15 protein-coding genes are annotated in these 11,744 nt (G+C 72.3%); 9 read left to right on the top strand and 6 right to left on the bottom strand.

The features are described from left to right. The first annotated feature begins 87 nt into the window (after positions 1 to 87). The 3 genes from serB to OG371_RS06565 all read left to right on the top strand — a co-directional run bounded on the left by serB (position 88) and on the right by OG371_RS06565 (position 2,573). A complete protein-coding gene (gene serB / locus OG371_RS06575; protein WP_329066588.1) occupies positions 88 to 1,317 on the top strand; it encodes a phosphoserine phosphatase SerB in 1,230 nt (409 codons plus the stop codon). Next, positions 1,314 to 2,078 carry a peptidyl-tRNA hydrolase gene (locus tag OG371_RS06570; RefSeq protein WP_329066586.1) on the top strand — a complete coding sequence of 255 codons (765 nt, stop codon included), beginning with the start codon at positions 1,314 to 1,316 and terminating at the stop codon, positions 2,076 to 2,078. Before serB ends, OG371_RS06570 begins: the two co-directional genes overlap by 4 nt. A 90-nt stretch (positions 2,079 to 2,168) precedes the next feature. Next, the gene (locus tag OG371_RS06565; protein ID WP_329066584.1) at positions 2,169 to 2,573 is read left to right on the top strand and encodes an OsmC family protein; all 405 of its coding nucleotides are present in this window, start codon (positions 2,169 to 2,171) and stop codon (positions 2,571 to 2,573) included. A 91-nt stretch (positions 2,574 to 2,664) separates the two neighbouring features. Here OG371_RS06565 and OG371_RS06560 read toward each other — a convergent pair whose 3' ends face one another. From OG371_RS06560 to OG371_RS06550, 3 genes are all read right to left on the bottom strand, one after another. Then, the gene (locus OG371_RS06560) at positions 2,665 to 2,997 is read right to left on the bottom strand and encodes a hypothetical protein (RefSeq protein WP_091611378.1); all 333 of its coding nucleotides are present in this window, start codon (positions 2,995 to 2,997) and stop codon (positions 2,665 to 2,667) included. 58 nt (positions 2,998 to 3,055) lie between these two features. Further along, positions 3,056 to 5,107 carry an ATP-dependent DNA helicase gene (locus OG371_RS06555; RefSeq protein ID WP_329066582.1) on the bottom strand — a complete coding sequence of 684 codons (2,052 nt, stop codon included), beginning with the start codon at positions 5,105 to 5,107 and terminating at the stop codon, positions 3,056 to 3,058. Positions 5,108 to 5,200: 93 nt separating this feature from the next. Beyond that, complete coding sequence (locus tag OG371_RS06550) at positions 5,201 to 5,806, bottom strand: biotin transporter BioY (protein WP_329066580.1); 606 nt, start codon at positions 5,804 to 5,806, stop codon at positions 5,201 to 5,203. A 173-nt stretch (positions 5,807 to 5,979) separates the two neighbouring features. Between OG371_RS06550 and OG371_RS06545 the strand changes: the two genes are divergently transcribed. Beyond that, positions 5,980 to 6,651: a hypothetical protein gene (locus OG371_RS06545; protein ID WP_329066578.1), complete on the top strand. Its 672-nt coding sequence runs from the start codon at positions 5,980 to 5,982 to the stop codon at positions 6,649 to 6,651. Between the two features lie 57 nt (positions 6,652 to 6,708). Here OG371_RS06545 and OG371_RS06540 read toward each other — a convergent pair whose 3' ends face one another. Both OG371_RS06540 and OG371_RS06535 read right to left on the bottom strand, forming a co-directional pair. Then, entirely contained in the window at positions 6,709 to 7,287 is a 579-nt protein-coding gene (locus OG371_RS06540; RefSeq protein WP_329066576.1) for an isochorismatase family protein, read from the bottom strand. A 12-nt stretch (positions 7,288 to 7,299) separates the two neighbouring features. Continuing rightward, positions 7,300 to 8,604 carry a nicotinate phosphoribosyltransferase gene (locus OG371_RS06535; RefSeq protein ID WP_329066575.1) on the bottom strand — a complete coding sequence of 435 codons (1,305 nt, stop codon included), beginning with the start codon at positions 8,602 to 8,604 and terminating at the stop codon, positions 7,300 to 7,302. 74 nt (positions 8,605 to 8,678) lie between these two features. On the opposite strand from OG371_RS06535, the gene clpS reads away from it, so the two are divergent. The 3 genes from clpS to OG371_RS06520 are packed head-to-tail and all read left to right on the top strand — an operon-like array spanning position 8,679 to position 10,524. After that, positions 8,679 to 8,978, top strand: coding sequence for an ATP-dependent Clp protease adapter ClpS (clpS, locus tag OG371_RS06530; RefSeq protein WP_091611360.1), 300 nt, complete (start codon positions 8,679 to 8,681; stop codon positions 8,976 to 8,978). Then, positions 8,975 to 9,532 carry a DUF2017 domain-containing protein gene (locus OG371_RS06525; protein ID WP_329066573.1) on the top strand — a complete coding sequence of 186 codons (558 nt, stop codon included), beginning with the start codon at positions 8,975 to 8,977 and terminating at the stop codon, positions 9,530 to 9,532. The genes clpS and OG371_RS06525 overlap by 4 nt, the downstream gene beginning before the upstream one ends. Further along, the gene (locus OG371_RS06520) at positions 9,529 to 10,524 is read left to right on the top strand and encodes a P1 family peptidase (protein WP_329066571.1); all 996 of its coding nucleotides are present in this window, start codon (positions 9,529 to 9,531) and stop codon (positions 10,522 to 10,524) included. Before OG371_RS06525 ends, OG371_RS06520 begins: the two co-directional genes overlap by 4 nt. 6 nt (positions 10,525 to 10,530) lie before the next feature. Here the strand turns inward: OG371_RS06520 and OG371_RS06515 are convergent, their stop codons facing one another. Beyond that, on the bottom strand, positions 10,531 to 10,911 hold the full coding sequence (locus OG371_RS06515; RefSeq protein ID WP_329066569.1) for a hypothetical protein: 381 nt from the start codon (positions 10,909 to 10,911) through the stop codon (positions 10,531 to 10,533). Between the two features lie 82 nt (positions 10,912 to 10,993). Between OG371_RS06515 and OG371_RS06510 the strand changes: the two genes are divergently transcribed. Both OG371_RS06510 and OG371_RS06505 read left to right on the top strand, forming a co-directional pair. Then, positions 10,994 to 11,401 carry a M67 family metallopeptidase gene (locus OG371_RS06510; protein ID WP_329066566.1) on the top strand — a complete coding sequence of 136 codons (408 nt, stop codon included), beginning with the start codon at positions 10,994 to 10,996 and terminating at the stop codon, positions 11,399 to 11,401. A 64-nt stretch (positions 11,402 to 11,465) separates the two neighbouring features. Next, positions 11,466 to 11,744, top strand: coding sequence for a MoaD/ThiS family protein (locus tag OG371_RS06505; RefSeq protein WP_091611350.1), 279 nt, complete (start codon positions 11,466 to 11,468; stop codon positions 11,742 to 11,744).

The raw sequence follows: 11,744 nt of genomic DNA, 5'->3' as shown, positions 1-11,744 counted from the left end.
GCCGGGCACGCGCCCTTTTTGTGTCCCGGTCCGGCAGTCCAGACTGATCGTTGCCCGCAGCCCGCGCCGAACGAGGGATAGAGCCCAGTGACCCAGACGCCCGTCCTGATCACCACGACCGGCCCTGACAAGCCCGGCGTCTCGTCCGTGCTGTTCGCCGTGCTCACCCGGCACGACGTCGACGTGCTCGACGTCGAGCAGGTGGTGATCCGCGGCCAGCTCGTGCTCGGGGTGCTGGCCGGGGTGTACCGCGACCCGGAGGGCCTGCAGGAGTCCGTGGAGCAGGCGATGGCCAGCGTCGGCATGGAGGTGGACGTGCGGATCGGCGACGCGATCGGCGCGGACCCGTTCGCGCTCGGCCGCCGCGATTCGTCACACGTTCTGGTGATGATGGGCCGCCCGGTGACGGCGCGGGCGTTCTCCGAGGTCGCGCGGCGGCTCGCGGGCATGGGCGCGAACATCGACTCGATCCGCAGTGTCGCGGACTACCCGGTGACCGGGCTGGAGCTGTACGTCTCGGTCCGGGAGGACACCCCGGCGGCCGACGCCGAACTGCGCTCGGTGGTGGCGGACGCGGCGTCCCAGGTGGCCGTGGACGTCGCCGTGGAGCGCGCGGGCATCGCGCGCCGGGCCAAGCGGCTGGTGGTCTTCGACGTCGACTCGACGCTGGTGCAGGGCGAGGTGATCGAGATGCTCGGCGCGTACGCCGGGGCCGAGCCGGAGATCCGCCAGATCACCGAGGCCGCGATGCGCGGCGAGCTGAACTTCGCCGAATCGCTGGAGCGGCGCGTCTCGCTGCTGGCCGGGCTGCCCGCGACGGTGCTCGACGAGGTCGCGGCCTCGCTGGAGCTGATGCCGGGCGCGCGCACCACGGTCCGCACGCTCAAGCGCATGGGCTTCCGCTGCGGCGTCGTCTCGGGCGGGTTCACCCAGGTCATCGACCACCTGGTGGCCGACCTCGGGCTGGACTTCGCGGCGGCGAACGAGCTGGAGATCGTCGACGGCAAGCTCACCGGCCGGGTGGTCGGCGACGTGGTCGACCGCGCGGGCAAGGCGACGGCGCTGCGCCGGTTCGCCGGCGAGTACGGCATTCCGCTGGGCCAGTGCGTCGCGGTCGGCGACGGGGCGAACGACATCGACATGCTGTCCGCGGCCGGGATGGGCGTGGCGTTCAACGCCAAGCCGGCGCTGCGCGAGGTCGCCGACACCGCGCTTTCGCACCCGTACCTGGACGCCGTGCTGTTCGTCCTCGGCGTCACGCGGGCGGAGGTCGAGGCCGCCGACGCGGCCGACGGGCTGGAACTGGTCCGGCCGTGAACCGCGTCCTGGAGCCGCTGGGCAGCCGCTACGCCTACTGGCTGGGGCTGCCCGCCGAAGCCACCTCCGACACCTCGGACGAGGAACCGGACCAGGTCCGGGCGATGCCGGTTATCCTGCGCATCGAGCGGGCCGAGCCGCCCGGCCGGACCCCGCTGCTCGAGGCGGCGGCCGCGGCCGCGCTGGCGGTGTGCCTGGACGAGCGCGCCGAGCCGGGCGGCGAATGGGCCGAGCCGATGCAGGCGTGGCTGGACAACCGCATCCGCAAGGTCGCGCGCCGGGCGCGCGGTGCGCACTGGCAGGCCGTGCAGGGATTGCCGGGTATCACCGTCGAGGTCGACGGCGCCGAGGCCCGCGCGCTGGTGCCCGGGCTGGTCGTAGAGACGCCGAAAGAGGTGTCACGGCTGCAGATCTCGGGCAGCGAGCTGCCGCCGGACACCCCGGGGCCCGCGCCTGCGGGAGTGCCGCTGCTGCTGCTCAACCCGGAAGTGACGATGACCGTCGGCAAGGCCTCCGCCCAGGTCGGCCACGCCACGATGATCCTGGCCTCGCTGCTCGACGAGGCCGAGCTGGCCGCGTGGGCGGTGCGGGACTACCGCGTGGCCGTCCGCACGCCCACACCCGCCCGATGGAAAGAGCTGTGCCCGGTGGACGACCCGGCGGCCGGCTGGCGTGAGAACCGCGTGGTCGCGGTGCGGGACGCGGGGTTCACCGAGGTCGACCCGGGCACGATCACGGTGCTGGCGCAGCAGCCCGCCTGAGCCGGCCCGTGGGGCGGGACACGGAACATCGCCGTCCGGGCCGAGGTTCATGCAGGTGAGGCGTTTTCCCTTGAGCAAGAGGAGCTTGACGTGACCCTGGAAGTGCAGCGCGAAGGTGAGCACAGTTTCGTCGGGCGCAATGAGCGCGGCGCGCAGGTGCGGCTGGGCCGCAAGGGCGCCGAGGGCGCGTTCTCCCCGGCCGAGCTGCTGCAGATCGCGGCGGCCGGCTGCGCCGCCGTCACCGCCGAGGAGCTGATCACCCGGCGCGTGGGCGAGGATTCCAAGTTCCGCGTCGGCGTCACCGCCGACCGGCGGGAGGGCGCCTCCGAGCTGGACGCGGTGCACCTGGCCTTCGACGTCGACGTGTCCGGCCTCGAGCCGGCTCAGCGCGAGGCGCTGGCCGCCGCCGTGGACCGCGCGATCGAGCGCCTGTGCACGGTGAGCCGGACGCTCAAGAAGGGCGTCCCGGTAACGGAGACGTTCCCGACCGCCTGAACCCGGCGCACGTGAATGCGCCCGGCCCGCTGGTGTTGCTGCGGACCGGGCGGTGGGCCGGGCTCAAACGGGTCAGCTCAGACGGATCAGGTCAGCTCTGCCAGACGACGTAGGCCTGGTCGGCGTCCGTCGTCATGGCTTCGATGAACTTGTCGTTGTCGAAGCCGGGCAGCGACTGGAGCCGCTCGATCAGCGCGTCGGCCGCCGGGTCGCCGCTCGGCACCGCGGTGCCCTTGCCGTCGTGGCCGACGAGCATGAAGAAGACGTCCTCGTTCCAGGGGCCGTCCGGGATCACCCTGACCATCACGGACGAGAGGTCCGACCACGTCACGGCTTCTTCGCTGCCATCGGCGAGAACGCGCCGCACCCCGGTGTCGTCGACACTGACGGTCCGGGATCGTGCGCTGGACGAATCCTGGGTCAACCGGTGCTCCCTGTCGTGTTCGTTCTCTTTACCGTACCCGCTGGGGTTGTGCGCGCCGTCACGCGGGCGCGGCAGCGTCCAGCCGCTTCAACGCATCCCGCGCGACCTGCGAATCCGTGGTGGGCCAGAACGGCGGCAGCGAAGCGCGCAGGAATCCGCCGTACCGCGCGGTGGCCAGCCGCGAGTCGAGCACGGCCACCACGCCGCGGTCGGTGATCGACCGGTGCAGCCGGCCGGTGCCCTGGGCCAGCAGCAGCGCCGCGTGGGTGGCCGCGACCGTGAGGAACCCGTTGCCACCCCTGGCTTCCACGGCCCGCTGGCGCGCCGAGGACACCGGGTCGTCCGGGCGCGGGAACGGAATCCGGTCCACCACCACGAGTTGCAGCGACGGGCCCGGCACATCCACGCCCTGCCACAGGGTCAGCGTGCCGAACAGGCAGGTGCGCGGGTCGTCCGCGAACTTGCGCACCAGCAGCGAGGTGGCGTCGTCGCCCTGGCAGAGGATCGGGTGGTCCAGCCGCTCCCGCATGGCTTCGGCGGCCTGCTTCGCCGCGCGCATCGAGGAGAACAGCCCGAGCGTGCGCCCGCCCGCGGCCTCGACCAGCCCGGCCAGCTCGTCCATTGTGGACTCCGCCAGCCCGTCGCGGCCCGGCGGCGGCAGGTGCTTGGCCAAGTACAGGATCCCGTTGCGCTTGTGGTCGAACGGCGAGCCGACGTCGAGGCCCGTCCACTTGGGCCCCTTGTCCTCGTCGGACGGCGCCTCCTTGTCCGTGGCGGTGCCCGGCGCCTTCTCCACCCTCGCCTGCGCCGGGGGCAGGCCCCACTGACGCGCCATCGTGTCGAACGTGCCGCCGAGGGTCAGCGTGGCCGAGGTCAGCACCGTGGTGCTGAGGTTGAACACGCGCTCGCGCAGCAGCCCGGCGACGCCCAGCGGCGCGACCTTCAACGCGGGCGGGCGCGGGTTCGAGGAGTACTTGTCGCCGGTCAGCCAGACCACGTCTCGTTGGTGCGCTTGGTCCTCTTCGTACGCCTCCAGCAGGCGGACGGCGGTGTCGTGCACCTCTTCCAGCAGCGTGCGCGCGAGCTTGCGCGCGGTCGCTCCCTCGACGTCTTCCTTGCGGTCGGACCCCAGCGCGGTGAGACAGGCCTTGGCCGCGTCGCGGACCGCGGGGACGGCGCCCTTCAACGCCTGCGGCAGCGTGTCCATCCGGCCCGCGGGCAGGTCGTCGAGGATCAGCGCGAGCCCGTCGCCCGACTCCAGCAGGCGGTCGGCCACGTCCGCGTCGATCACCCGCCCGCTGCGGCGTGCGGCGGCGGACACCATGGCGCTGCTCAGCTCGCCGGTGGCGACGGAGGTGACGCGGTCGACCAGGTCGTGCGCCTCGTCGATGATCACCAGGTCGTGGTCGGGCAGCACCTGGTAGCCCTGCAATGCGTCGATGGCCAGCAACGCGTGGTTGGTCACCACCACGTCGGCGCGCCCGGCCTCCGCCCGCGCGCGCTCGGCGAAGCAGTCCGTGCCGATCGGGCAGCGCGAAGCGCCCAGACATTCCCTGGCCGTGACCGAAACCTGCCGCCAGGCCTGGTCGCTGACGCCGGGCACCAGCTCGTCGCGGTCGCCGGTTTCGGTGTCGGAGGACCATTCCCGCAGCCGCGTGACCTCCTTGCCCAGCCGTGACACCGCGAACGGGTCGAACAGCTGCGCGTCCTCCGGCTCGTCGGGCGCGCCCGTGTCGAGCCGGTGGAGGCAGAGATAGTTGCGGCGGCCCTTGAGGATCGCGAAGGTCGGCTCGCGGCCGAGCGGCTTCTTCAGCGCCTTCGCCAGGCGCGGCAGATCGCGGTCGACCAGCTGGCGCTGCAGCGCGATGGTGGCCGTGGAGACCACGACCGTGGCCTCTTTCTCGACCGCGTGGCGGATCGCGGGCACCAGGTAGGCCAGCGACTTGCCGGTGCCCGTGCCGGCCTGGACGGCGAGGTGCTCACCGGTGCGGATGGCGCGGCCGACGGCGTCGGCCATCTCGACCTGGCCGGGGCGCTCGGTACCGCCCACCGACTCGACCGCGTGGGTCAAGAGCTCGAGGACGCCGGGGAAATCTGTTCGGACGGGCACAGCGAGACACGATAGCCGCCGGGTCCGACAGGACCGCGCGTTCCGGCGCGAACGGGCCGTTCGCGCCGGAACCGCAGGGATCTTCCTGGTGGCTCAGTCTTCCTTGCGGCTGTGTTCTTTACCGAGGTGCGAAACGGCGGCCCACGCCAGCGGCAGCACACCCGCCGCGACGAGCGTCTTCAGCGCGTCGCCGATCAGGAACGGCGTCACGCCCTTGTCGAACGCGGTCGCCAGGTCGAAGCCGGTGGCGGCCATCAGCCACGGCACGCCGAACGCGTAGATCACCACGTTGCCGGCCACCATGGTCCCCACCATGCGCAGCGGGGTGCGGTCACCGCCGCGGCGGGCGAGCGCGCCCACGAGGGCACCGGCGAAGACGAAGCCGACGATGTAACCGGCCGAGGCGCCGGACAGCCCCGAGGTGGCGCCCTGGAACCACGGCACGCCGGCCGCGCCCACGAGCAGGTACAGCAGCATCGAGGCGGCGCCGCGGCGCATGCCGAGCGACGCGCCCACGAGCAGCGCGGCGAACGTCTGGCCGGTCATCGGCACCGGGCTGCCCGGGACCGGGATGACCAGCTGCGCGGCGGCGCCGGTGAGCAGGGCACCGCCGGCGACCAGGGCCAGGTCGCGCGCGAGGGTGCCGGGGACGAGGTCGGCGAGCACCTGGCGGCGGCCGGTGAGGGACAACGACGACACGGGACCTCCCAGAACGAGAACGGACGTCCGAGGAGGTTAACGCTCGTTAGTTCGCCGGAACCCCACAAGTTGCGTTCCTCACCACGCCACTCGTCCGGGTGGTGTAGGGGTTGCGACGTTTGGGCGGGGTGCCGCGCTGCCGATGTCGAAGCACGACGGAGAGGAGTGCGGGCATGCCGGGAAAGCACGGACGGGTCCTGATGGTGACGGCGCTGGCGCTGGCGGTCCTGCCCGGCGTGGCGCGGGCGGACCAGGTCACCTCCACCGGGTGGGGCGCCTCGGGCAGCGTCGACGTGCTGGCCGACGGCGAGCACGTGACCACCGGCGACCTTGCCCGCTGCGACGCCGACGGGCCGGTCACCGCCCGCAGCGACGGCGGCAAGACAGGCGACGTCGCCGTGTTCGGCCTCGGCGGCACGACCTGCGGCCGCAAGGACGCCGTGACCACGGTGCAGGCCGGCGGCCAGCGCTTCGAGTCGGACGTGCTGAAGCGCTACGGCGGCCCGGTGCTGAAGGTCCGCACCTACTCGGTGGGCTGCAGCACCACGCAGAACGGCAGCACCGGCGACGTCTCGATCGGCACGGTCGAGGGCATCACCGTGCCTTCGTCGATCCCGGCGAACTACCGGGTCGCCATCCCCGGCGGCGCGGCCGGCACGGCGCTGGCCACGGTCACGCTCAACGAGACCGTGACCCCGCAGCCGGCCGACGGCAGCCTGGTTACGCACGCTGTGCACATCCAGCTGTTCCCGCAGGGCGGCCCGGCCAGCGGCGACATCTACCTCGGCACCGCGGCCTGCAACCCGTTCGGCAAGGGCGGCGCGCCGGCCCCGCCGCAGAGCTGACCTCCTCGTGAGTGTCTATGACGGTTAGAACCGGCATAGACACTCACGAGTCCGAGGTCAGGCAGCGGGCGGCACCGCGGCCTTGCCGGAGTACGCGACGCCGGCTTCCTCGAAGTCCTTCAGCGTCGCGTCCACGGTGGGCTGCGAGCCGCCGACGGTCAGGTCCAGCAGCACGCGCACGCCGAAGCCCGCCTTCGCCGCGTCGAGCGCTGTCGCGCGTACGCAGAAGTCGGTGGCGATGCCGACCACGTCCACGTCGGTGACTTCGTTGGCACGAAGCCATTCCTCGAGCGTCTTGCCTTCGCGTGACTTGCCTTCGAAGCCGGAGTACGCGGCGGTGTACTCGCCCTTCGAGAAGACCGCCTCGATCGGCACCACGTCGAGCGCCGGGTGGAACGACGCGCCCGGCGTGCCCGCGACGCAGTGGACCGGCCAGCTGGTGTTGAAGTCCGGCGTGTCGCTGAAGTGGTCGCCGGGGTCGATGTGGTGGTCGCGGGTCGCGACCACGTGGCTGTAGCCGCCCTCGGCGGCCCGCGCGGAAATCGCCTCCGCGGCGGCGGCCCCGCCCGGCAGGCCGAGCGAACCCCCTTCGCAGAAGTCGTTCTGCACGTCCACCACGATCAGCGCGGTTCCCATGGTCGGCTCCCTCTACAGAAACGTCGTCGGTATCGCGGGCTCGCCGTGCGAAAGCTTGAGGCCCTCCCACGGCAGGCTGACCTGCGCGCGCCGCAGCCGGGCCCGCGCGTCGTCCAGCGTGGGCAAATCATCCACCGCGCGGCCGCCGCGGACCAGGGGGATCTGGAGTTCGCGGTCGTGCTCCTCGGGCTCGGGACGCCCGGAAGCGGCCGTCCAGACGACCTCCTCCATCGCGGTCCCGGTGACGCGGTGGCGGCGGAGCGCGGACTTCCGGCCGCCGCGGGACTCCTTGTGCGCGCTGCGCTTGGCGACCGGCCGGCCGTCGACCTCGACCAGCTTGTAGACCATGCCGGCGGTCGGCGCGCCCGAGCCGGTGACCACGGAGGTGCCCACGCCGTACGCGTCCACCGGCTCCGCGCGCAGCGCCGCGATAGCGTGCTCGTCGAGGTCGCCGGAAACCACGATGCGGGTGTCCTTGGCGCCGAGGGAATCGAGCTGGTCCCGGGCCTTGCGGGCGAGCGGGCCGACGTCGCCGGAGTCGATCCGGATCGCGCCCAGCTCCGGCCCGGCCACGCGCACGGCCGCTTCGATGCCCGCGGTGATGTCGTAGGTGTCCACCAGCAGCGTGGTGTCCGCGCCCATCTTGTCGACCTGCGCGCGGAACGCCTGCTCCTCGTTGTCGTGCAGCAGCATGAAGGCGTGCGCGACGGTGCCGCGCGTGGGGATCCCGTAGCGGCGGCCGGCCTCGAGGTTCGACGTCGTGGCGAAACCGGCCAGGTACGAGGCGCGCGCGGCGGCGACGGCGGCGTACTCGTGCGTGCGACGGCCGCCCATCTCGATGATCGGCCGGCCGTGCGCGGCGCCGGACATCCGCGCCGCGGCGGACGCGATCGCGCTGTCGTGGTTGAGGATCGAGAGCACCAGCGTCTCCAGCAGCACCGCCTCGCCGAAGCCGCCGGTGACGGTCAGCAGCGGCGAGCCGGGGAAGTACAGCTCGCCCTCGGGGTAGCCGTCGATGTCCCCGGAGAACTCGTAGTCGGCGAGCCAGGCGATCGTCGCGTCGTCGACGACGGCGGTCTGCTCCAGCTGCGTCAGCTCGGCGTCGGTGAACCGGAAGTCCGCGATCGCGTCGAGCACCCGCGCGGTCCCGGCCACGACGCCGTAGCGGCGGCCGTCGGGCAGGCGGCGCGCGAAGACCTCGAACACACAAGGGCGTTCGGCGGTTCCGTCGGCGAGCGCACTGCTCAGCATGGTCAGCTCGTAGTGGTCGGTGAGCAGCGCCGTGCTGGCGCTGGTGACCGGCTCGGGTGAACCCATGGGGTCAGCCTATTCACCCACATGGCCGGACCTGGCGCGGCGTACCCGGTGACCCCCGTGACACCATGGAGTGCATGTCCACGCCTGTCGCATCCGAACAGACGCAGGTTGATCCACTCGGGGTCGAAGTCGCCGAGGAGGACAAGCCGTGGCGCACCGTCGTGTGGAACGACCCGGTCAACTTGATGTCGTACGTGACGTACGTGTTCCAGAAGCTCTTCGGCTACAGCCGGGACCACGCCACGAAGCTGATGCTCGACGTGCACCACAAGGGCAAGGCCATCGTGTCGTCGGGCTCGAAGGAGAAGGTGGAGGTCGACGTGGCGAAGCTGCACGCGGCGGGCCTGTGGGCGACCATGGAACAGCCTTCATGAAGCCTTGGCGCCGCAAGGGCGAGTCGATTCTGGCGGGTTTCGAGCAGCAGGAGGCCGCCGTGCTGCGGGGCCTGGTCAGCCAGCTCGAGGACATGCTCACCGCGCGCGCCGAGGAGGCGCCGCAGGACGAGCTGGCCGAGCTCACCGGCATCCGCACCGGCCCGTCGGAATCGCCGGACGACCCGGTGCTCTCGCGGTTGCTGCCCGACTTCCACAAGCTCGACCCGGACAACCCGACGCGCGAGGACCTCGACTCCGCCGCCGCGATGCGGTCGCTGCACGAGCCGGAGCTGCTGGAGACGAAGGTCGGCGTCGCGAAGATCGTGCTGGACACGCTGCCCCGCGACGGCGGCAACGTGCGGCTGAGCTTCGAGCAGGCCGACGCCTGGCTGGGCGCGCTCAACGACGTGCGCCTGGCGCTCGGCACCGCCCTCGACGTCACCGAGGACATGCCGGACGAGCTGCCCGACGACGATCCGCGCGCCCCGCACCTCGGCGTTTACCACTGGCTGACCTGGGTGCAGGAAACGCTGATCCAGGCGCTGACCGCGTGAGCGGGCTGACGGATGTGCCCGGCGTGCTGGTGGGCCACCACCAGCGGGTCGGCGACGGCTGGGCGTCCGGCACCACGGTGGTGCTGGTGCCGGGCGGCGCGACCGGCGCGGTCGACCAGCGCGGCGGCGCCCCCGGCACCCGCGAGACGAACCTGCTGGAGCCGGAGAACCTGGTGCAGCGCGTCAACGCGGTCTGCCTGTCCGGCGGCAGCGCGTACGGGCTCGCGGCGGCCGACGGGGTGATGCGCTGGCTCGGCGAGCGGAACCTGGGCTTCCCGGTCGGCGCGGCGCCGCACGAGGTGGTGCCGATCGTGCCCGCGGCGGTGCTGTTCGACCTGCCGCGCAGCGAGTGGGGCAACCGGCCGGACGCGTCTTTCGGTTACGCCGCTTGTGAAGCCGCCGCTTCGGGCGCGATCACGCAGGGGACCGTCGGGGCCGGGGCGGGTGCTGTCGTCGGCTCGCTGAAGGGCGGGATCGGGACCGCGAGCGAGGTCGTCGACGGGTTCACCGTGGGCGCGCTGGCCGCGGTGAACGCCGCCGGCCAGGCCGTGGACTTCGCCACCGGCCGCCCGTTCGCGGCCGACCACGAGGTGGACGGCGAGTTCGGCGTCCGCTGGCCGGACCGGCCCGGCTCGGTGCCCCCGGCCGGGACCGACCTGAACACCACGATCGGCGTAGTGGCCTGCGACGCCGCGCTGTCCAAGGCCGAGTCGCGACGGCTGGCGGTGGCCGCGCAGGACGGGCTGGCCCGCGCCGTCCGCCCCGCGCACACGATGTTCGACGGCGACACGGTTTTCGCGCTCGCCACCGGCGCTCGCGAGCTGCCCGTGGCCACGGGCACGTTCGCCGACGGCCAGCGCGCGGCCGCCCTCGACGTGTTGTGCTCGGCCGCCGCCCGGGTGTTCGCGCGGGCGATGGTGCACGGACTGCTGGCGGCCACCGCGGCCGGCGGCGTCGTGGCCTACCGGGACGTCTGGCCCGAGGCGTATTGAGGGTTTCTAGAGGCCGGGCAGCGGGTCGTCCGGCAGTCCGACACCGCCCCGTTCCAGGTCCGCGGCCCGGATCGCCGGCACGAACTCCTCGTCGATCTCCAGCACCAGCCCGCCGAACGAGACCGTCGGGCCGAGCGACGGGTGGACGTCCACCGGGCCCAGCTCGGTGGTGCGCGGCAGCTGCTCCCACACGGACTTGGGCCGTGACCGGCGGAACCGGCTGCACGCCAGCACCGTCACGTGCCGGTCGGTGACCACCACCAGGAAGCTGTGCTGCGCGGCCATTCCGCCGAGGATCAGCGAAGTGCCCGGGAAGACGTACTGGACCACGTCGCCCTCGGCCAGGAACGGGCGGCAGCTTTCACGGACTTTCGACGGCACCGGCACGCGGACGATTCTCCCGAATCGGGCCGGTGAGCGGAAGCTCTCACCATGTGGACGCGCCGCGTCCACCACCTAAGATGTCGATGTGCTCCGGATCCGCCGTGAACTCGTCGACGAGATCGTCGCCCACGCCCGCCGTGACCACCCCGACGAGGCGTGCGGGGTGATCGCCGGGCCCGAGGGCTTCGATCGGCCCGAACGCTTCATCCCCATGCTGAACGCGGCCCGCTCGCCGACGTTCTACGAGTTCGACTCGGGCGACCTACTCAAGCTCTACCGCGAGATGGACGCGAACGACGAGGTGCCGGTGGTCATCTACCACTCGCACACCGCGACGGAGGCCTACCCGTCGCGCACCGACGCGAACATCGCCGCCGAGCCGGAAGCGCACTACGTGCTCGTCTCCACGCGGGACCCCGACTCGCACGAGTTCCGCTCGTACCGGATCGTGGACGCCGAGATCACCGAGGAGCCGGTCGAAATCCTCGACTGAGCTCCCGGAATAAGGGCGGCGTCCCGCGCGTCAGCCTGTGAGAACCCACCGGAGGTAGAAACCCATGGCCGTGACCGTGTCCATCCCGACCATCCTGCGCACGCACACCGGCGGCGAGAAGTCCGTCGAAGCGGCGGGCAAGACCGTCCTCGAGGTGATCGACGACGTCGAGTCGCGCCACGCCGGGCTCAAGGCGCGCCTGGTCAAGGAGGAGAAGCTGCACCGCTTCATCAACGTCTACGTCAACGACGAGGACGTGCGCTTCGCCGGCGGCCTCGAGGCCGAGGTCAAGGACGGCGACACGCTGACGATCCTGCCCGCCGTGGCCGGCGGCGCACGCTGA

The sequence above is a fragment of the Amycolatopsis sp. NBC_01480 genome, from assembly GCF_036227205.1.
Taxonomy (GTDB): domain Bacteria; phylum Actinomycetota; class Actinomycetes; order Mycobacteriales; family Pseudonocardiaceae; genus Amycolatopsis.
Note: the sequence above shows the minus strand (reverse complement) of the source record. Positions and strands in the feature narration are given on the sequence as shown.